16 protein-coding genes are annotated in these 21,346 nt (G+C 43.6%); 13 read left to right on the top strand and 3 right to left on the bottom strand.

Annotated elements, in window-relative coordinates; all coding sequences use genetic code 11:
- Positions 1–13 precede the first annotated feature (13 nt).
- The 13 genes from ABN764_RS02445 to ABN764_RS02385 all read left to right on the top strand — a co-directional run bounded on the left by ABN764_RS02445 (position 14) and on the right by ABN764_RS02385 (position 16,868).
- The gene (locus ABN764_RS02445) at positions 14–3,493 is read left to right on the top strand and encodes a phage tail spike protein (RefSeq protein WP_446670799.1); all 3,480 of its coding nucleotides are present in this window, start codon (positions 14–16) and stop codon (positions 3,491–3,493) included.
- A 57-nt stretch (positions 3,494–3,550) separates the two neighbouring features.
- Positions 3,551–4,003, top strand: coding sequence for a hypothetical protein (locus tag ABN764_RS02440; RefSeq protein ID WP_446670798.1), 453 nt, complete (start codon positions 3,551–3,553; stop codon positions 4,001–4,003).
- 21 nt (positions 4,004–4,024) lie between these two features.
- Entirely contained in the window at positions 4,025–4,630 is a 606-nt protein-coding gene (locus ABN764_RS02435; RefSeq protein WP_268623399.1) for a phage tail domain-containing protein, read from the top strand.
- A gap of 15 nt (positions 4,631–4,645) precedes the next feature.
- Complete coding sequence (locus tag ABN764_RS02430; protein ID WP_268623398.1) at positions 4,646–5,281, top strand: hypothetical protein; 636 nt, start codon at positions 4,646–4,648, stop codon at positions 5,279–5,281.
- Between the two features lie 15 nt (positions 5,282–5,296).
- On the top strand, positions 5,297–5,935 hold the full coding sequence (locus tag ABN764_RS02425) for a hypothetical protein (RefSeq protein ID WP_446670797.1): 639 nt from the start codon (positions 5,297–5,299) through the stop codon (positions 5,933–5,935).
- 14 nt (positions 5,936–5,949) lie between these two features.
- On the top strand, positions 5,950–7,101 hold the full coding sequence (locus tag ABN764_RS02420) for a PspA/IM30 family protein (RefSeq protein ID WP_446670796.1): 1,152 nt from the start codon (positions 5,950–5,952) through the stop codon (positions 7,099–7,101).
- Between the two features lie 39 nt (positions 7,102–7,140).
- On the top strand, positions 7,141–7,602 hold the full coding sequence (locus ABN764_RS02415) for a hypothetical protein (RefSeq protein ID WP_446670795.1): 462 nt from the start codon (positions 7,141–7,143) through the stop codon (positions 7,600–7,602).
- Positions 7,603–7,676: 74 nt separating this feature from the next.
- Positions 7,677–8,294 (top strand): hypothetical protein, encoded by a 618-nt coding sequence (locus ABN764_RS02410; protein WP_446670794.1) that lies wholly within the window; start codon positions 7,677–7,679, stop codon positions 8,292–8,294.
- Entirely contained in the window at positions 8,291–10,393 is a 2,103-nt protein-coding gene (locus tag ABN764_RS02405) for a hypothetical protein (RefSeq protein WP_446670793.1), read from the top strand. The genes ABN764_RS02410 and ABN764_RS02405 overlap by 4 nt, the downstream gene beginning before the upstream one ends.
- Positions 10,394–10,449: 56 nt before the next feature.
- The gene (locus tag ABN764_RS02400; protein ID WP_446670792.1) at positions 10,450–12,588 is read left to right on the top strand and encodes a WD40 repeat domain-containing protein; all 2,139 of its coding nucleotides are present in this window, start codon (positions 10,450–10,452) and stop codon (positions 12,586–12,588) included.
- 41 nt (positions 12,589–12,629) lie between these two features.
- Complete coding sequence (locus tag ABN764_RS02395) at positions 12,630–15,584, top strand: DNRLRE domain-containing protein (RefSeq protein WP_446670791.1); 2,955 nt, start codon at positions 12,630–12,632, stop codon at positions 15,582–15,584.
- Between the two features lie 95 nt (positions 15,585–15,679).
- The gene (locus ABN764_RS02390; RefSeq protein WP_446670790.1) at positions 15,680–16,129 is read left to right on the top strand and encodes a phage holin family protein; all 450 of its coding nucleotides are present in this window, start codon (positions 15,680–15,682) and stop codon (positions 16,127–16,129) included.
- A complete protein-coding gene (locus ABN764_RS02385; RefSeq protein WP_446670789.1) occupies positions 16,116–16,868 on the top strand; it encodes a peptidoglycan DD-metalloendopeptidase family protein in 753 nt (250 codons plus the stop codon). The genes ABN764_RS02390 and ABN764_RS02385 overlap by 14 nt, the downstream gene beginning before the upstream one ends.
- A gap of 65 nt (positions 16,869–16,933) precedes the next feature.
- Here the strand turns inward: ABN764_RS02385 and ABN764_RS02380 are convergent, their stop codons facing one another.
- The 3 genes from ABN764_RS02380 to hfq form a co-directional block, all read right to left on the bottom strand.
- The gene (locus ABN764_RS02380; RefSeq protein WP_446670788.1) at positions 16,934–17,911 is read right to left on the bottom strand and encodes an AAA family ATPase; all 978 of its coding nucleotides are present in this window, start codon (positions 17,909–17,911) and stop codon (positions 16,934–16,936) included.
- A 257-nt stretch (positions 17,912–18,168) separates the two neighbouring features.
- Positions 18,169–20,886 carry a transglycosylase domain-containing protein gene (locus ABN764_RS02375; RefSeq protein WP_446670787.1) on the bottom strand — a complete coding sequence of 906 codons (2,718 nt, stop codon included), beginning with the start codon at positions 20,884–20,886 and terminating at the stop codon, positions 18,169–18,171.
- Positions 20,887–21,093: 207 nt separating this feature from the next.
- Entirely contained in the window at positions 21,094–21,333 is a 240-nt protein-coding gene (hfq, locus tag ABN764_RS02370) for an RNA chaperone Hfq (protein ID WP_005549853.1), read from the bottom strand.
- Positions 21,334–21,346 lie beyond the last annotated feature (13 nt).

The raw sequence follows: 21,346 nt of genomic DNA, 5'->3' as shown, positions 1-21,346 counted from the left end.
GGATGTGAGACAATTGCTAGGAGATATAGATTGGCAGCGCAAGCCGGATAAGCCTCAATACTTCATCGCCAAGCCTAACCGCGAAATTATCGCCAAACTCAGCGAAGCAACTGATGACCATATCCGGAGGAAGCTGAATGATGTGGACGAGCTTGAGCTATCCGTCCCTTATAAACTAGACGTGAACCATTTGTGGATCGATAACCGTAATATTGAACTCCTGAAGGAGCGTTATTTGATCAAGGTTGTGCACCAGAATCAGACAGAATGGTTCATAATTAATGAAATCAGCGAAAATGTAGGCACTGATAAAGACAGCAAAACAATCAAATGTTATTCAGCCGCCCATGAGCTGACCGACAAAGCCATCCGCATGTATGAAGCGGAATCGTATCATGCAGAACAAGTGCTTACCGATCTCTTGAAAAATACGATATGGAGCATCGATTATTTAGATGCCGATTTCAAGCTTACTTACCGGGCGTTCGAGTTCCCGAACACCAACGTCTTGTCAGCAGTGCTTTCCGTTGCCGAGACCTATAACGCAATCGTACATTTCGATACGGACAAACGCATGATTAGCATGACGAAGCCGGAACTAACCGGCATCAACCGCGGACTTACCTTCTCTTACGGCAAATACATGAAGGCATTGGGGAAAAACATAAAGACCGACGAGATGGTTACTCGTCTGTCGGCAACGGGTCATGACGGCCTTGGCATTCAGCGAGTAAATCCGACAGGGCAAAATTATATCGAGAATTTCGGCTTCTTCATGTACCCATTCGAACGTGATCAACAGCATCGGGTTCTCTCCTCCAGCTATCATATGAGTGACTCATTGTGCCATGCTCTTAAGGACTATGAGGCCTTAGTGGAATCGAAGAGAGGACAGTTTGATGCTTTTTTAAAAGAGAGGAAATCGCTAGAACTGCAGCTTGGCAGTCTTGAAGTAGAATTGGATCGCCTGAAAAACAATGAGGTCGTCGTCACGGACAGAGTCATTAGTCAGCAATTCGACCAAAAGATGTTCTTCGAGCGATACCTTCACAGCGGCAGCAGCACCCGCTCCTTCACGTTGAATCCCATTTACCCCTACGCTATATTAGCAAAAATAGACAATGCGCAAGGCGTGAACATACAGATTAATGGTACATCCGTATCCTCTTCGTCGGGTAAATGGGTTCTTCTTCACAAAGTTAAGGGCGATGATCAGGTTACCGTCAGCTTCGATGGCGGCAATGCCAGCGTTTTTCTTCAAATTGCGAGCATTACACTAGATGAATGGAATCTTGCTGGAGCCGACCGCGACATCGTGGAACGGTATAGTCTCGATAATACAGAGAATCAGATTCGACTGAAGCAACTGGAGATCGACTCTGTAAACCGTCAATTGCAAGCGGTGCAAACCAAGATAAGCGAACTTCAGGCAACGCTTGCTCATGATCAGAACTTCACCCCGGAGCAGCTGCAGGAGCTTAACTTGTTCGTCATCGAAAGAGAATTCAGCGATGAGAAATACATCGAAGAGGAAGATCTATATAAGGCAGGGCTGGAAAAATTCAAGGAGTTGCAGCAGCCGTCGCTTTCCATCGACATCGATATCGTAAACTTCCTGGAAGTCATCGAGGAGCAGCACAATTGGGATAAGCTCAAACTGGGGGATTTCGTCAATATCAAGTACGAGCCTACGAAAACCTCTGTTGTCGCGCGTATCTCTGAAATCAATTATGATTTCGAATCTTCCAATATCGGCATCGTCTTAAGCAATTTTAAAAATGTGAATGATGAAGCTTCACGCATTGAAAAATTCCTTAATGAATCCAAAAACACTTCCATCATCGTTGACGCAAGCAAAAATAAGTGGGGCAAGGCCGTAGTGGATACATCGAGTATGAGCAAGCTGTTCGATAACTTCTGGGATAAAATTACGAACCAAATCAACATGAGCATCAACAATACGGTCGACATCAACAACAAGGGAATTACCATTACCGACCCAAATGATCCGCTGCGCTTCCTTCGCTTGACGAACGGTCAGGTCGGCTTGACCCGCTCTGGTGGGCTCCGCTACGAGACGGCTATCTCCGCAGATGGCGTCATTGCCGAGATGGTGCTCGGCAAAATCATTCTAGGTCAACGCGTCGTAATCGGCGATACGACTGGTGTGTTTACGATTGAGGGCTCGCGCCTCATGATTGACGACCGCTGCGGCCGGGAAGTCGTGAAGCTCGGGCTTCTTTCAGAGACACCGGACAAATTCGGATTCTATCTAAATCGCTATGCCAGTAAGAACTGCGGAGATACGAGCATCATGAACCGAGTATCGATGACCGCAGATGAAGGCTTTGTCATTGAACGCAAGCGAGACGGCGATTACCAGAAAACATTGTACACCACCCTGGATGGAGACTTGATGTTCATTGGCGATTTGCAGGTCGGCGAGGGAGATAAAGTTTTCAAGGTCAACAAGCAGCAAGGCTTGAGCCTAGGGGCTTCCACCTGGTCTTCCGCACCGTTCCGGGCCGATATGTACGGCAATGTCTGGATGAACAAGCTATTTGCGGATGACGCGCAAATCGAAAACTCATTTTTCAAAAACGGCGAAATTGAAGGTTCTAAGCTCACCCTGCGAGACGGCGGCGGCATCATGAAAATGTACCCACAAACCGGATTTTGGGCAGGTGCCGAAGAGGCAATTGACGCCCCTGTATGGATCAAAATGGACGGTACTGCCATTGTTAAAAAGCTGATCGTGACGGATAAAAATAACACCCTGCTCATGGATTCCGAGAACAAGAAAATTTTCATGAACCAATGGGACGTAATTGGAGCCGGTGCAATCGACGCCGGGCTTATAGCGGCCAATATCATTACGAGTCAGGACGGATTTATTTCCGATCTGACGGCAGGCAAGCTATCTACATTGACCAATGTGGCTAAAAATGAGTGGACGAACTATATTCGCGTCGAAGGCAACAGCATCAAATTCATTACAGGCAAGGTCAAGGATGGGAGCGAAAAGCACAAAACACTTGAGGATGGACGCTATCTGTACTGGAAAAACCCCGAACAAAAAGGGCAAATGACCATAGAAAAGACAAATTATCCGGTCATGGAATATGAGATGGACGAAAAGATTAAGCAAGAGATTTCGTTCGATGGCACCGGTGATCAGGCAGAGCCTAGAAGATTCATTGGCTTAGGCGACGGTTCCCCTAATGACGGCGGCAGAGCCATTGAAAGAAAGTACAAAGGCGGCTACGAACTGAAATACGGGGCCAGCAATACGGGAAGGGAAAGAAGCATCAATCTGTCAGACCAAGGAATATTCCTTAAAGTGGAATCCGGCGGAGCAAAAATTAGCCACAGCTCCGGTTCCTTCATCGAAATTACGTCAGACGGCGCCATTCATATTAAATCGACTAAGGACATGAAGTTCGAATCCGCCGGCAACATGAAATTCATTGCGCCTAGAATCGATCTGAATTAATTGGTTTATTACGAATCCCGCTTTTGTGGGATTATTTTATGTTGAGGAGGTAACGATATGGCGGCAATCGCGCTGAATGGCCATCGAACCGTACAATCTATTAAGTCAGGACATGTCACGTATGATATTGAACGATATACAGTAGGAACTTTCAATTCGAGATGGGAGTACGATGGTTCCGAAAGTACCGATGCGTTGATTAAAGGAAATATACAATCTTCCTTGACCTCTATTTGTGCGAATGGCACTCCGATATGCGTTGCTGGCGATTCCGTTGATGAAAATTGGACAGCTTCCCCACCTGTCCCATCCAATACGTCACGTACCCGCTACTACAATATTCGCCCCGGAACATCTGATAGCGGTCGAGGATATATCGCGGCAGGGAACAATTCTAATGTCTATGCCAACGGCAAGCTCATTGCTGTCCAAGGCTCGACAGTAACTACACACCTGAACACTTCAACGACCATCCAAGAAGGAAATCAGTCTGTCCATATTGGAGGTTAAACGAAAGGAGGGATAACGATCATGATACGAGACTCGATGTACTTCTCCTATGCAGGGAAGAAATCAAGCGATTTCGGCATTATCAACGTAACCATCGGTGACAACATGATGCTGGAAGAACCGCTCGCCAGCTCACGCGAAATATTGGAAGAGTCGATCAAAGGCAGCACTCGCCCCTACTTTCAGGGAATGAAAAAGAGCCCGCTCCGATTCAGCGTCTCCTTCGCCTTTGAAGATCGATTTAACACCGCAAAAATTAGAGAAGTTGCACGCTGGTTGACGGAGCACGATTACTATCAGCCTCTTTATTTCACGAACGACCTGGGTAAAGAACCGGAAAAAATCTATTATGCGCTCGTGATTGACGAGCCGACTTTGATCCATAACGGTCTTCAGCATGGCTATATAACGATTTCCTTCCGATGCGATTCACCTTACGCCTACTCACCACCAATCTCTTCGCGAGTTTATGAGTGGAAAGATGCACCCTACAGTCTAAAAATTGATGATTTTTCAACGCATACACTGGAACGTACCACGATAGACAACAGTGGTGATTTAATTTTGCAGCCTTATGCTCCGCGCTGGAGTGATATACCTGCGGGAACCCGCTGGAAAGACCTATAACGAAAGGAGCGCAATATGTCAACATTAACGAACAAGCTCAAGCTCATTAAACCCGAGCATACTGATGAAACGTACCAAACCATATTGGACTTGGCGTCCAACTTCCAGAAGATAGACGACGAATCCGAAATCTACGCCACCTCATATCCGATTAGCGGTCATCATCCCGTAGCAGGACGGGTATGGAATCTGAAACCTGATACAGGGGACTATGCGGGCTGGATTTGCACGAGGGCCGGAATAGCCGCACCGAAATGGACAGGCATTACCTCATTTTCAATCGGTAATCGGATCGTTCCTTCTGTTGATAACGGCCATGTCTATGAATGTACTCAGGCCGGTTACTCCGCCGTCCTGGAGCCGACTTTCCCCGTTGCCAGCGGCTCAGAAGTTCAGGACACGAAGGGAGCTGCCGTATGGAAGCCTTCCACGATCTATAAGCATCATGATGTAGTCTTCCCTACGATCGATAACGGACGTTTTTACGTATGCGTCGTTGCGGGAGAGTCCGGAATATTTGAACCTACATGGGCAGCCTCGAACGGCATTACGACGAATGATGGGAATGCCGTATGGTCTAGCTACAGAATTGCTAAATGGAAGGAAGCCGGAGTCGCATCCATGTTTCGCCCATTTGGCAAAATAGATTAGAGGTGCTTACCCGATATGGCTACTTGGCTTTCATTAAGCAATTTGAAGGGTATTTCAACCTCCTCTCCCCTAACGATACCTGTCGATACGGATGGTAGCATCACGAGAATAGCTTGGGATGCGGACGTACCCAATCATACGCAAGTTATCATCCAAACAAAAATATCTTTCGATCAGGGACGAAGCTGGACGGAATGGCGAACCTGCACCATTGGAGGTTCTATTCCCGATCTTGATCCAACCACGAAGCTCAATCAAATCCAACTTATGTACCGCCTGCTTATGCAGTCGGCTGGCTATTCTGCAACACCTAAGTTAAAGCAGCTCTCATTGTACGTTGAACCTGTCATTATAGTGAACAACAAGGGCGACCTTCCCTTAAAGCCGGAATTATGGATAACAAAGCAAGGCCATGGCTCGATTACTATTCATAATCTGTCCTTGAAACAATCAGATTTTATGATGCGTGATCTTACCGATCAGGAGACTGTTTATATCAATAATGACACGCAGCTTATTGAGTCATCCTTACCAGTTACATACCGGTATACCAATTTTAACGATCAATATTTGGAGCTGCCTGCCGGCATCAATATGCTGAGGGTGAATGGTAATGCGCGACTACAATTCCGGTACGAATATAAATTCTTATAAGGAGGTGATAGAATATGACGCAACTTCAAACCTATCTCGAGTACAATGATCCGCTAACGATTATTTGGAGGACTCCCCCTTACGCGGATCGGGCGGATTCGCTTCCCATTATTAACGGAATGATTACGTTGCTTGAAATTCCATCCACTCAGGAGCGCGTCCGCATTGCAGGCATGATCGAAGTTGATGCTGAAGATTTTGCCTACAAACCATCATTGGAAGAAAATGAATATCTAGTAAATTACGCTGTCGGTACAATCCAATTCCATCCGGCGCACGAAGGAAAAACGCTCCTATGCCAATATAAAGGCAAAGGAATGATCATGTACCCTGCCTCTCGCATCTATGCAATGGTTGAACGAAGTCCCGATGTAGTGAAAACATTGCAAGACATCATCGATGACATGCTAGCGCATCTTCAGCAATACAACCAAAAGCTGGTAGAGATCAATCAAGCGATTACAAATGCCACCCAGGCAGCGCTCGAAGCGAATATCGCCACTGATAATGCAAAAAGTGCCGCACAAACTGCCCTTGATGCAGCAGATCAAGCACTTATCGCGATCCGCAATGCAATGAAGATTTACAAGCCTCCGGTCAATACGTATGACGGATTACTAATTACGTACCCGAAGCCCGAAATCGGATGGACGGTCATGGTTCGATCAACCGGTAATATATATCGCTGGGATGGCTCCAGTTGGATGCTCATCGAGAACTTTACACAGACAGCTTTCCCTCTCGCTTCCAGAGCCTTGAATGGCTTGATGAGCAAAGAAGATTACGCCAAATTTCACGACAAGCTCGAACTCAAATCGATCATGTTCGTCGTCGGGAAACCGAGAATGGCCGGCGTTCCCCCACTGCTTACGTCTTTTCCTTTTGACGGAGAAATAAAAAACGTAAAGGCATTTTGCCTTCAGGGCGGGATATTAAACCGTACAGAAATTGAAATTCAAAAAATATCGGAAAAAGAGTTCAAAAATAATGGGGCATGGAACAATATCTTATCTGACAATATCCTTTTCCAACCTGGAGAGACGAATTCGATCGGACATGTCCTCAAGAACGTCAAGGTAAATGCAAATGATTATTTCCGCTTGAATATCACGAATCTGGATCAGGACATTCAAGGTGTCACGATTCAACTTGATGTTCAAATTTAATATAACAACTTTAACTATTAATTTGGAGGAGATTTAATTATGGCAGCACCAATTGTAGAATTTACAAATGAGAACGGCACTTCACAAGTTAACTCGTGGGACATCGGGACAGTAGATGCAGGCTCGAAGACGAATGGAGATACATTTCTTATCTGGAATAACAAAGGGAAAAATACCGCTGTTTCCGATATGAAAAATTGCATAATCACTACAAAAGACTTCTCTGGTGGAGACACGGGACCGTTAGTTACGGGCAAATGGATTGAAGTGAGAGTGGATTCCATGAACGAATCTACCTTTACCCCTATTGGCGGAACGAATGCGAAAACCATCCAAGCCGAAGGAGTAGGCGCGGGCATCATTTCAGGTGGCGTAAATGACGGCAGTGTCAATGGCGCAAAAGCAAACTACGCAAAAGTGACACTCCGCGCTAATGTACCAGCCCTTGCCCCTGCCGGCAGTATTGATTTCTTAACTCGTGTTACATACCATCACGAATAATAACAAACATAATGGTAATACGGGCAATCATATATGATTGCCCGTTATTTTTCCAATACAATGGGAGGCTTCTTATGTTTCAACACATTCATCCTTGTTCCCCGGTTGAACAAGGATTCATTTGGCTGTCGGAATATGATGATGGGACGTTTCTGAGCGAATATAATTTCGAGGATAAGCAAGAAAACCCGTTTTCAGCAATAAATAAGGAGAGATTGGCACGCTTCGGATTGATTGGCCACGGTCTACGATTTTATTACGAAATAAGCGGTGGCTCATTCAAACTTGACGGCAAAATGTATGAACTCACCTACGTTATGCAAGATGAGGAGATACCATTAACGGGACAACAAATCAAATATAACGATATTATTTCATACAAAACCTCGGAAATGTACATTCATCCTGGTACTCTGGAAACCATCGTCCCCTCCACCATTACAGCCTATACTTTTGGCTACAAGACTACTCTAACGGCTTGTAAGGACATGAATCTACAATTTAAGGCTTTAACGGTCATTCCTTATGATCATCCGGCCTACCTGCATCTTCGACTCGTATCATCCAAAGAGCTAGACGGTGACTTGCTTATTACATGCAATGGTGAGACTGTCCACCGAGTTCATGCCCCGCTCCGGAAAAATGTTGCCGGCGAGCTGCAATGGATCATCCAAGAGGGAGGGATACGATGAGCGCGTTTGGAATCAAAACGGAAGCTGTTGAACAACCAACATCTATATGCGTTGAAGATCAAGGAAATAAAGAAGAGATAAATTTTACGATCCTGCCCAGTAGCCGCAAATCATACGCATACGAAAATGTTAGAAATTCGATAAGGACGTATTTTAAAGAAGATATTTGCGAATCCTCCCCCGTAATAGTTGAAGGGAATAATTTCGAGTTAGAGTGGAGCCCGATAGGAGCAGGTTTTCAGGACGAGCATGGAAACATTACAAAGCTGGGCACTATCAGCAGCAGTGAAGCATTGAAAATAGAAAGTAACAAAATCGTATATCCGGAGGTCTTCCCTGATATTGACGAGGAATTCATAATTTATGAGGGGCAAGTAAAACATAATACGATCCTTCATTCTCTACCACAAGCACCTCTAAGTGAGAATCACCTGGCATTTTTCACAGAAGGAAAAATTGATGTTACAGCCCCATTCTCTATGTTTATCAAAGATCAGTTGCAAGAGGATCAACAATTTGTGACTTCGGAAAGTATTGTGTTTCGAAATAATCGCGGAGAACTCATGTTTCAGCTTCCTGCACCCATAACCTATGAAGTGCAAACAAAGAAAAATATTATTTGTAAGTATGAAGTTTCTAGAAAGAATAATGTTCTTTACATTAAAACCATTGTTCCTTATGCTTGGCTTGCCCACCCTGATCGACAATATCCAATCGCGATTGACCCTACGGTTGAAGCTGTAGTGTCAGATAATGTAGCAACATTAAATAGCGCTTGGTACACAACATTTGCAAATCAGAGCAATATGTTCGCAATTGGAAAAAGAAGCACCGCAAATATTTTCCATATAAATGAAGCGACGAATAAAGCAGAAGAACTCCCGCAACCAATATCCGGTTATAAAATAGATAGATGCATGTCTCTCATGTTCTCTAATGATGATTCTTATTTCTTTCTAGGTGGGTATAATTCACTCAAAGTGTACAAATATGAACAGAATAGTAATGGCTATACTGCCGAAATTGTTCAGAAAAACTTTTCCAATCCACAAGAATATATAGAAGCAATGGCAATGGATCCCTCGGGAAACAGGATAGCGTTTGGTGCTGGTTATTTTTTATATATTTGCAATTTTGATAACCAAACAGGCCAGCTTACGAAACTAACGACCAAAGGGATTCCTTATCGACTCAACAAGATTCAATTCTTTGAAGATACTATAAGTTATCAATCCGGAGCTAATCTCTACATATGTAAATATATTGATGGTCGTATTGATAAAGAGCTTGAAGTACCTTCCGCGCTGAAGAATAACAACCTAACATCCTTCGATATATCAAGCGATGGAAAATATATTGCAGTCGGCGTTAACGGTAATGCTAAACTTTCGGTTTATGATTTCGACGCTAACAAAGGGATTATAGGTTCCCCTGAAATCACCACCTATACCGATAACACGATAAACGCTGTTTCCTTTTCTAAAAAACAGAAGTACATTGCAACCTTCCAATATGAAGCTTGGAAAAAGGATCCTAGGATCGTATTTTATAAATTCGATAGACGAACGAAGAAGCTGGGCGCCAGAATGGCCATCGATTCCACGATAAGGCAACCTGACCCTACTTACAACAGAGAATGCAAAAGTATGCACTTTTCGTACACTGGGCGTTATCTTTCTGCCGTTTCATGGGACGAGTCGGCCTTTGTATATAAGTTTTTTTATGAGCCGGAAAACAATATTTTTTTTAAAGACGAAGCCACTGATGATTACTATTCCGATGATAGCGGTCAGGTCTTGAAATTGGTTGACTTGGAGACCATTATCGCGGGACAAACAACGCCACCAAAAAAAATATTGCTAGAGAATGCATTCAAATTCGACGTGAACAATCTTCAATTATTCATTGATAACCCTTCACAGGAATTTCTGGTTGAATTAAGTAAAACGGAAGTCCCATTTACTCCAGAAAAAATCCTACTCTTTCCAATTACTCTTACCCCAAGTGAAACATGCTCGTTCTTCCTCAGAGTAACATCGTCCGAAAAAACCAAAAGCGGTGGCATGTTTGATATACGGGTAAAATGCGATAAAGTATAGGAGAATTTCAACTTCATCAAATTTTCTGAACGATTGACATGAGGGGAGGATAAGAAATGAGTCCAATTAAAATAAACATAAATAAGTTTGAAATGATGAATTCAAATCGCCATATTTATTCAGATGTGAATGGCAAAGAACATGATGCAAATCCATCAATTAAACCAAGTAGGTTATATCCGTACGCCTACGAAAATGTTTCAGATACGATGAAGGCGTATTTTAAACGAAATGTTTGTGATTACGCTCCCATTCGAGTTGAAGCTGGCGATCATTTCTTTGAGTGGACTCCGTTTGGCATCGGATTTGCAGATGAATTCGGCAACGAGGAGTGGCTTGGTCGCATTAACGATGCTCCGGCGGGGATTGAAGATGATAATCGCATTCTTTATAAAAATATAGTCCCACATGTAGATGATGAGTTCATTGTGGAGGCAGGCTCATTAAAGCACAACACCATTTTGCATTCTAGATTAGAATCACACGGTACTTTGCTTGGTGGTCAGAATTATTTAGTAGTAGAAGGAAAAATCGATTTTTCCTCGGGCATCAACTTGTATGTGGAAAATGAAATTCAACCCGATCAGTTTACTACGATGTCTTCGATCGTATGTAAAGACGAAAATGGCAAAGAAGTATTTTCACTACCCTCACCTATAGCCTTTGAGAGCTACGGATCGGAAAGCATCCTGTGCTCTTATAAGGTGAGTAAGCATGATAATATGGCAACATTACAAATACGCGTACCATGGTCTTGGTTATCGCATAAGGACCGCAGCTATCCAATAGCCATTGATCCAACGCTTCGTGTAGTCGGCTCACCTAATGCGCCGCGGAATCGAATTCGAAATGTTAACTTTTCACCGTCTTCCTCTTACCTATCCGTTAACTACTTATACAAACCTACCATCTACAAGATGGATCAATCAACTAAATCCTTTATAGAACTTCCTGAACCGACAGGAGGATATAATGGAAGAGGAGAAGCGTTATCTAGGTTTTCTAAATCAGAAAAATATTTTCTCTATTCGGGATATTTCAACTTCCAAATTTACGAATTCGATGCTGGTACCGGGGGATTTACCAAGCCTTCTACCTCAACAATGGCCGACCCCAGAGGCGATATTGCTGATTTTATTTTTTCGCATCACAATGATTATCTTATTTTAGCGGGTTATAAACAAGCTGAGGTATATGCTTGGAACGAAGATACAGGTATGGGGGCTTTAAAATCAAAAAGAGTGCTCACTAATGAAATACGCCGTTTGTTTATTTCATCAGATGACAGTATATTACTTGCATTTCTGTATAACAAAACAATAAAAGCTTGTTCGTTACAAGACGGTGTAGTTATTAACGACTACCCACTCACAATACCAAAAGAACTTTCTGGTAAAATACTGGATGTCGATGTATCCGCTGACTTCAAATATATTACTTTTGCACTGAGTGAAGCTCCTTTCATATGTGTCTGTAAGTTAGATGCAGATTCAGGAATTATTGATTCACCTACTTTTCCTGCACTTCCTGGCGATGTAACTCCCCGAGCCATCAGATTCTCTCCCAAGGAGCGTTTTATTGCAATCGCCCAGTATGACGCATGGAAGAATAAGCCGAAATTGTTTTTTTACCGTTTTCATCGGAATACGGGATTAATCGGGAAAAGAATCGATATTGATCCTTCGATAGCGCCTGACTCCGGTAGAAATTTCTCGAATGAAGTACAGTCGCTCTCCTATTCCATGGACGGTAATTATATTGCTCTAGGGCAAGATACTACAGTTCCGGATTCCCTTTTTATATATCAAGCATTTTATGAAGCAGATAATAACATATTTTTCAAAGACGAGGCCTCACAGGATTATTATTCGGATCATAATGGAATTTCATTGATGTTGATTGATTTTGAGACGATCATCGCTGGCCAGACGACCCCCGCTAAACAGGTAGTACTAGAAAATTTATTTAATTACAGCGTTAAGAATGTCCAACTCTTTGTAGATAATCCGTCTTCGGAGTTTCAAGTTGAGCTAAGTATGACAGAAACACCTTTCATCCCTGAAAAACAATTACATTATCCGGCAACGACGTTGGCTCCATATGACACTCTTCCATTCTATATTAGAGTAACGTCATCAGAGCTTGCGAAAGGCGGGGGAACATTCAATGTAAGAGTAAAATCCGATAAAGTATAAATTGAATTACAATATTCCAATGCAATGGAAGTTGGTGACATATGTATAGAATCGTTGAGCAGACGCAAGCTCAAATGCAGCAAGGCTATTTTAGCAATTCAGATATATACGTTGATGCTGTCGGAAAGTTAACTCTCGTCAATCATAATCTACAGACGAACCTGGCATTGAACAAACCATATACGAAAACAAATAATGCAAAGCTCACCACCGGCGATGACAAAAATAAAATGTTTACGGATGGTATACGTGACAAGTGGTTTCGCTATGATTCCACCTCTTTGGAAGAACTCGTGATTGATCTTGGTGTACCGCAACCAATTGGCGGTGCCTCCTTTTTTGTGGGATCGTCAGTTGCGAGTACACCTCACTATGTAGAAGTATTAGGCAGTATAGACAGTGTCACGTTTTCTAGTTTGGCGATCGACGGGGAAGGTAAAAATCGGACACTCTCTTTTAATCATTCTTTCGAATCTCATATCGCAAGATACGTAAAATTCAAACTCATAAGATCAGATTCTTATCCGATTACTGTTAGCGAAGGCGAAGTATATGCCGGTGTGACATATACGGGTTATCGTGAACAAACTTATGATATTTCCTCTATTGGAAAACTTCGTACAAATCATGCGTATTGGTTAGAAGAAACTCCTCTTGGAACTAGTGTAACAATTGAAACCTCCGTTTCCTTAGACGGCGGATCGACATGGACAGGGTGGAAACCTCTTAAGAATGGGGGAACCCTGCAAAATATTACGCTAGGTACAGACATAAGTAACGGCCGATTAAAAATCAGAGTTACACTAACGACAGGCAATATCAATGTGCCTTCATTCTATAATTTCAATTTGTATATAGATGATGTTTTCAAATATGATGAAAATAATATTGTCATACCTAAGGAAAGCCATTCCTTAAAAAGGATAACGCCGGATATGACATCTGCAATATCCCCTGCCCCTTATGAGATTAATGCTATAGGAACCTATAACGGTGATTCTCATCCCTGGAAAGCATTTGACGGAAAAACGGAATCGAATGACCCAATAGACGCATGGCGCTATAAGAGCTCGGATCCAAGCACGATAACAATTGACTTGGGCGAGAATAACAATAGATCGATTTGCGGTTATAAATTACATCGTATTGAAGCGTATTACCCTGTAGATTGGAAACTTGAAGGAAGTATTGATAATAGCAACTGGATTTTGCTAGATAACGTTAGAAACGCCACTTATGAAAAAGTAATTTGCAGCAGAAATTTAGACATTAATAAGTTAGAATCGAAAATAAATTATAGATTTTACAGGTTATCCATCACAAAATCAAATTATCAAAACTTTGCCTATGTAGCTGAAATGCAGCTATTCCTTCTCGATGACAGCTATGGATATCAGGTGCAATCGTCAATCTTAGTTCCGTTTTCTAGCTCTTTCCCCTGCAGTATAGATATACCGCCAAATAATCAGGCTACGGGTGCGGTTCGCATTCTGCCCATTATAACCTATGCCCTACCTTCATCTATTAATGTAAAAATACATGAAAATATGACATGCAGAATCAATGTACCCATTAACAACAGAGCAACGGGCAGCGTACGGATTCTGCCGATTATCAACTATGTAATGCCCTCTACGCTCAATGTCAAAATCCATGATAACTTGACATGCAGAATTAACGTCCCTATCAACAATCGCGCGCAAGCAATCATAAGCATCGTGAAGCAGCCTACTAAGGTCGTATCGCTCACCCCCGTCAAAGATGCATTCGTACGTAAAAGCATTCCTAAATTGAACTATGGTACCGAGCAGGATATGTACGCCGGCTTTAATACCGATTTCAATGAGCTCTACCGTTCCTTTGTCAGCTTTGACTTGTCGTCCATTCCCCCAGATCAGACGATTAAATCGGCTCACCTAAACATTTACTGTGAAGCGGATACCAACCCGAATCAGATTGTGAACCTTTATGAATTAAATCGTGATTGGACGGAAAAAGGAATTACTTGGGACAATCAGCCTTTCTCAACAGAAAAAATTGCTGAAATGGATGTAGGCACAATCAGTGGCTATCAATCTGTCGATTTTACGAACGTTGTAGTTGACTGGTATAGCGGCAATAAAGTGAATAATGGCTTTATGCTGCAAATGGCAGATGAAAGCGAAAAATTCTTTAAGCGGTTTTATGCCAGAGAAAGCCATTATAGCCCTAAACTCGAGATCGAATACGCAGATAAGACCGTTTACACATTTGGCAGGGCAGATCTAAAGAACTGCCGCATTATTGTTCGTAGAACCGAAAGCAAAGATATCGCCTCAACCTTGAATGTCAAACAAATATGGTTCGATCATGCGATTGCCTGCCGCCTAAAAGTTGCAGTTATGGGTACGATAGATTCACACATGGCCGTCAAAAACCCGAATCTCGGTTGCTTCATCACGGTCAGACGGGAAGAAGATTCAGACCTAAACGGGCATCTCGTTGTACGATGCAAAGGGCTTGCGCTGATATCCTGCATGACACACATCAGTCAACCACGTTTAAAGGGTAGGATCAGGGTAAGACGGACAGAACAACTTTCAATTCCGTGCAAGATTCGCATCAGGGTCGAAGGTAAATCATCCCTCCCTTCTCGGATTACCGTAAATAGGAAGTTCATCTTCGGCAAACTGACCGTTGTAAAGAGTGTATCCCTTCCTTGTCGTATAGGCATCGTTGCTAAGGATAAAAAACAAGCACATGGCAAAATCATCGTTCGTCGAACCGAAAATAAGGGAATTCGCTCTTTAGTTCGAGTAGTGGAAAAAGCGGTTTTACGTTCCAGCATATTCGTACTGTCAGGTAATTTGCCGTGCCAAATTCGAATTCCTTATCAGAAATATATGGATCATCCTTCGAGAATTAAAGTTCGTGCGAAAATGGCCGGTGACATGAATTCCAGAATTAGGATTGGGGATCCGTTCGAGGATTCTGAGGGTTACATCTATATCATGTAGAATTAATAATTTGCAATTTACAGTAGAGCGCCGTTTCGGTAGGCGCTCTATTTTTTATTGTCAATCATCATTTCGTAAAGAAAAGAGGAGAGGGCGTGTACGAAAAATTTATAAACGTGATCGTAGGAGGTGTCGGAAGCTCGCTGAGCTACTTCTACGGAGGGTGGAACGCTTCGCTTGAATTTCTGTCTCTGCTTGTGCTCGCCGACTTCGTTAGCGGCCTAATTGCATCGATTGTAGAAGCCGGGCTGGATGTACAAGGGGGCTTAAGCAGCCGCAAAGGATTTAAGGGCCTTGCCAAAAAAGGGCTCATGTTTCTGATAATCATGATCGCCCATCGTGCGGACATCGTGCTGGAGAAGGATTTCCTAATGTTTGGAGCCATCTGGTTCTATATCTCCAATGAGTTGATTAGCATCACCGAAAATTATGGGCGAATCGGGTTCCCTCTTCCCCCTCAGGTTAAGCAAATCATCGCCATACTCAAGAGCAAGGAAGCTGCAAATATGAAAAACGGCAAGGAGAATGAAAGTGGAAAAAATTGATTGGAATAACTATGGATTTCGAGTAACAAGCCCTTATGGCTGGAGAAATGACCCCTTTACCGGTTCGAAGTCCTGGCATACCGGCATTGATTTGGTTAAGTCACATCAAGCTCCGATTTACGCATTTGCGGCCGGTGAGGTTGTCCATGCCAAAATGGGTCAACACGGAACCGGATTTGGCGGCTTCGGCAATGTCGTAGCAGTTAAGGGCGCATCTGGTCATCTTCACTGCTATGCCCATCTGGACAGCTTTACGGTTAAGGTGGGGGATAAGGTAGCCCAAGGTCAAGAAGTCGGCAGACAGGGCACCACAGGTCGTTCTACAGGCTCCCACCTTCATTATGAAGTACGAAGCGTCTCTTCCCCGAGCTTCGGATTCGGAAAAGACATAAATCCGGTAGAATACTTGGCTACATGTACAACTCACGCCCAACAGAAAGAAAATAAACAACCTCTTACCCCAAAATATAAAAAGGTACCTGTATTCGTAAATGGGAAAGCACTCGGAGAGGGCTTACTACTGTCCGGCGTTACTTATATTCCTTTACGAGAATACTGCAACCGGCTTGGAGGGAGCATCAGCATACAAGGAAAAGAAGTGTATGTAAATCATAAAAAAGTGTCTGATCCCCTCATGATTAACGGCTCTACGTACGTTCCAGTCCGCACGCTTGCAAAATATATGGACGTGACAGTCAATTGGACCGGCAAAGAGGTAACCATCACTACTAAGAAATAAACGGGCTCTGTATTCGAAAGGACAGGATGCTGTATCGTATTGATCAGCATCCCGCTCCATTCCTGTTAGATCCCCGCAAACTTCTCCTCAATAGCCGGAGTGGCTTTTGACTCTATAAAATCCTCAAATGTTAAATGCAGCAGCGATTCTTTCGTTAGTTTTCCAGGTTTTTTCATAAGCCTTACCGCTTGATTGCGAATCGCCTTCTCAACTAAGTTTCGAATGAAGCGTGCATTACTAAAGTTAAAGTTCATGTGTTTTTCATTGGCAATCAGTTCGCGAATTTTTATCATGGCTTCTGGCATGATGACGTACTCTTTTTCGAAAGCCATTTTATGCGCTATCTTGTTCAACTGCTCAATCGTATAGTCCGGGAAATCAATATGCATGGAAAAGCGCGAAGGCAATCCAGAGTTTGCTTGCAATAAATCATCCAATTCCCTCGGATACCCTGCTAAGATTAAAATAAAGTCGTTCTTGTAATCTTCCATTGCTTTTACCAGGCAATCTATGCACTCCTTGCCAAAATCCTTTTCTCCTCCGCGAACTAAGCTGTATGCTTCATCAATGAATAATATCCCGCCCATCGCTTTTTTTATAACCTCTCGGGTACGTTGTGCCGTGTGACCGATGTATTCCCCAACCAAATCTGCTCTTTCTACCTCCACTAAGTGCCCCTTGGTCAATAGTCCCATCGAACGAAACAACTTTCCAAGAATGCGTGCCACTGTTGTCTTTCCCGTTCCGGGGTTTCCTTTGAACAACATGTGATATACTTGCGAATCAATTTGCAGTCCTTCTTTTTCCCGATGCTTTTTTATTTGCAGCATAGCGTAAATTTGAAACACCAACTCCTTTACTTTTTCAAGTCCGATCATATCATCAAGCTCTTTGCAAATTTCAATGAAGTCATCAGATTGTTTTGCAAATTCAGATTTAGGAAGTTCTTCAATCGGCGCTGCCGATTCTGGTGAAGTTGAACTTTTAAATACAACGTTAATTTTACGTGCTTGAGCGGTAATTACACGACCATCACCATTCATTGATGTCACCTCGCGTCTTTCAATAACGTAACAGCACATCGGTTGTTCCAATATATTCTATCTCTGTACAGGTTATTAGAAGTTTATCCTGCTATAACGGACATTCTATTTACTCCACCATTAATCCATTGCAGAATGCAAAAAAAGGTGCGCAATCAAATTCATTGCGCACCCTACTACATTTCTCACGCTGTTTTGGCTTCGATCTAATCGATGTACGATTGATTATCACCTATCAGCGCATATTCCCATTTAGCTTAAGCAGCCTTATTCGAATTCTTATTCTGCTTGTGATTCATTATCTTCCCAGTAACAGATTGAATTTCTACCGAAGAATCCTCTGCCCCGTTGCCTGCAGACTTATCTTTGCTGCTGTTGTCTTTATCCTTCTGACCGCCAGAGTTAATAATGCGATCCGACCCTTTCGTTCCGAAGCTATTCATTCCCGAAGTTCCATTCGTCGCATTGGAACCAGACGTATCTGTAGATCCTGAAGAACCATCCCCACTAGATGTCCCTGTAGAATCGCCGTCTCCATTGCCTGTACCATTATCGCCTGTTTCCGGCTGATTATTATTCGAATCTGGATTTTCTGGTACAGTTGGCGGTGTCGGCTCTTCCGGGTTCGTAGGCTGTTCCGTTGTCGGCGGCTCAACGACCGGTGGATCTACTGCCGGAGGATCAATTGGCGTTTCCGGTGTCTCCTCCTTAATCGTGACGGAAGATTGATTCGATCTTCCTGACTCTTCGGATGCATTTACCGCTGTAACATAGTACGTGTACGTTTCTCCAGGGAAGACACCAACATCTTCAGCGCTGTTGCCCTTCAAGCCTCTGAGCAGCTGCGTGAATGTGTTGTCCTTAGAAGACTTCCGATAAACATGGTAAGAAATATTATCACCAGATACGCTGTTCCAGCTCAGTGCCACACTCTTTGTATTCTCAGAGTACGATGCACTCAACCCGCTAGGCGCCCGCAGCTCTTCCGGCTTTTGTTCCACTTTATCCGGCTTCTTGAAGGAACCCGACTTCTTGCTTTGCAGCGCCTTACCCATAACCTCGCTGAACATTTTCGATGCTCTGCGGCTGCTCTCATGGATAAGGTGATTTTTGTCAGTCTTGTCATACCCCATCCAGACAGCTGCGGTCCATTCCGGTGTATAGCCGACGAACCACGCATCACGGTCGCCCTTGCCAGTGTAGCCTGGCACAGAATACTGCGTCGTACCCGTTTTACCTGCAACAGTACGACCACTAATTTGTGCATTTTTACCCGTACCATTCGTAACGACTTCGCGCATCATTTCAGTCATATAGTAAGCCGTTTTCTCACTCATGACCTTTTTGCCTTTCGGCACGTGATACACATAATAGTCATTGTTTTTGCGGTCTGTAATCTTTGCAATCGCATAGGAATCATAATAATTCCCTCCGTTAGCGAATGCATTATAAGCCTCTGACATATTGATCGGAGTAACCCCGTACGTCATCCCGCCCAATGCGATTGACAAGTTATAATCGTCATTCGTCAGAGGGAAGCCGAGGCTTTTCGCAAATTCAAACCCTTTTTTCATTCCGATTTCATTCAATGTCCATACAGCAGGGATATTGATGGACCGTCTAACCGCTTCCGTCATCTCTACTGATGTCGTGTAGCCCCCAAGGTTCGTAGGACAATATTTGCCGAAGCACTGCTTCTCATTGCTCAATTTCGACCACGGGAAGTACTTGCCCGTCTCCAGCGCTGGCGCATAGGACACGATTGGCTTGAAGGACGATCCCGGCTGACGCTTTACAGTAGCACGATTCAATCCTTTGCGAGCATAATCCCGCCCACCTACCATCGCGATGATGGAGCCATTGCTATGATCTGTAATAACCATTGCGCCTTGCATTTTCGTATCATCCGGGCTCTGCTCGAACATATCGTCATTGTTGAACGCATCGTACATAATGCGCTGAGCATTCGCGTCCATCGTCGTATAAATGTGATATCCTCCGCGATACAGCTCATCCTCGGTAAGACCCGTTTTCTCAGTCGCTTCCTCTACCATGTAGTCAATGAATGCGTTGTATGCTTCATTTTGCTTATCCTCCGACTTAGCCGCGTGCCCCGACATTTTCGGATCATATTCCACCGCTGCAGCACTCTTCGCCTCTTCAGCCGTAATATAACCTTGTTCATACATCAGCTGAAGAACAACAGCCCGGCGTTCCTTCGATCGCTCTGGACTCGACAGCGGATTATATCGGGACGGCGCTTTCGGGATAGCTGCCAAAGTCGCAACTTCCCATAGCTTCAGATCATTCAAGTCATCCTTATTGAAATACACCTTAGCAGCAGCTTTAAGGCCATATGCACCTTTACCGAAGAAGATCCGGTTTAAGTACATCGTAATAATTTCATCCTTCGTAAAATGATTCTCCAACGAAAGCGCAATCGATACTTCCGTTGCCTTCCGGAAGAACGTCTTATCACTCGTCAGGAACATATTTTTAGCAAGCTGCTGTGTAATGGTACTTCCGCCTTCTGCAAGGCTGCGTGACACAACGTCCTTAACCATCGCACGCCCAATTGACCACAGATCGACCCCGGAGTGCTCCTTGAAGCGTCTGTCTTCCGTCGCTATGAAGGCATTGCTAACGAATTCCGGAATATCTCTTGGCTCCGCAATCTCTCGATGCTCTATGCCTTTACCAAGCTTAGCAAGCTCTGTACCATTCACATCGTATACAGTGGATACCTCAGCCAGCTTGAACATATCAGCATCCTTGTATTCACGCATCAGCCGCTCCCCGTTCAATAATACGAACAAATAACCGCCAACGGCACAGAACACGGCAAATGCCGTCGTGAAAAACATAAGCCAAAACGTCTTTTTCCAAGTCCATTTCTTTTTCTTCTTAGCTTTGCGCTTAGGATTTCCATGTGCCGGCGTGCGCGTACGTTGAGTTGATTCTTTTTCTCTCGTCATCTGCAATCCGACTCCCTTTATTCCTTTGATTGTCTCTCTCTTCATACCTTGTTGAGATACGATTGAAGCATATCCCTCATACTTATACCCAATATGACTACGAATGAAAAGAACAACCCTTCAGGGTTGTTCGGCAGCGACTATATTCCATTAGACGTGATGGAGGGGCAAAAAGTTTCATTGGCAATCTGCCCCAATCCATCTAATTTACGCCTCGTTCTGATGATCTTGCATCAGGGATACGTTACGTTGTGGCGTGAATGTGGAAATGGCGTGTTTATACACCATTTGTTGACGTCCCTCGCTATCGATGACAATGGTAAAGTTATCGAATGCTCGAATGACACCACGAATCTGGAATCCGTTCGTCAAATATACGGTCACTGGAATACTTTCCTTGCGCAATTGATTCAAAAAAGTGTCCTGAATGTTAATAGATTTATTCATCGTCCGTACCCCC

The sequence above is a fragment of the Paenibacillus wuxiensis genome, assembly GCF_040195695.1.
In the GTDB taxonomy this organism is placed as follows: domain Bacteria; phylum Bacillota; class Bacilli; order Paenibacillales; family Paenibacillaceae; genus Paenibacillus_B; species Paenibacillus_B suaedae.
This window is presented reverse-complemented; position numbering and strand designations above follow the sequence as displayed.

Excerpts from the sequence above, each read along its gene's own strand:
- ABN764_RS02440 (WP_446670798.1), top strand. The coding sequence starts at position 3,551 with ATGGCGGCAATCGCGCTGAATGGCCATCGAACCGTACAATCTATTAAG.
- ABN764_RS02435 (WP_268623399.1), top strand. The coding sequence starts at position 4,025 with ATGATACGAGACTCGATGTACTTCTCCTATGCAGGGAAGAAATCAAGC.
- ABN764_RS02430 (WP_268623398.1), top strand. The coding sequence starts at position 4,646 with ATGTCAACATTAACGAACAAGCTCAAGCTCATTAAACCCGAGCATACT.
- ABN764_RS02425 (WP_446670797.1), top strand. The coding sequence starts at position 5,297 with ATGGCTACTTGGCTTTCATTAAGCAATTTGAAGGGTATTTCAACCTCC.
- ABN764_RS02420 (WP_446670796.1), top strand. The coding sequence starts at position 5,950 with ATGACGCAACTTCAAACCTATCTCGAGTACAATGATCCGCTAACGATT.
- ABN764_RS02415 (WP_446670795.1), top strand. The coding sequence starts at position 7,141 with ATGGCAGCACCAATTGTAGAATTTACAAATGAGAACGGCACTTCACAA.
- ABN764_RS02410 (WP_446670794.1), top strand. The coding sequence starts at position 7,677 with ATGTTTCAACACATTCATCCTTGTTCCCCGGTTGAACAAGGATTCATT.
- ABN764_RS02405 (WP_446670793.1), top strand. The coding sequence starts at position 8,291 with ATGAGCGCGTTTGGAATCAAAACGGAAGCTGTTGAACAACCAACATCT.
- ABN764_RS02400 (WP_446670792.1), top strand. The coding sequence starts at position 10,450 with ATGAGTCCAATTAAAATAAACATAAATAAGTTTGAAATGATGAATTCA.
- ABN764_RS02395 (WP_446670791.1), top strand. The coding sequence starts at position 12,630 with ATGTATAGAATCGTTGAGCAGACGCAAGCTCAAATGCAGCAAGGCTAT.
- ABN764_RS02380 (WP_446670788.1), bottom strand. The coding sequence starts at position 17,911 with ATGAATGGTGATGGTCGTGTAATTACCGCTCAAGCACGTAAAATTAAC.
- ABN764_RS02375 (WP_446670787.1), bottom strand. The coding sequence starts at position 20,886 with ATGACGAGAGAAAAAGAATCAACTCAACGTACGCGCACGCCGGCACAT.
- hfq (WP_005549853.1), bottom strand. The coding sequence starts at position 21,333 with ATGAATAAATCTATTAACATTCAGGACACTTTTTTGAATCAATTGCGC.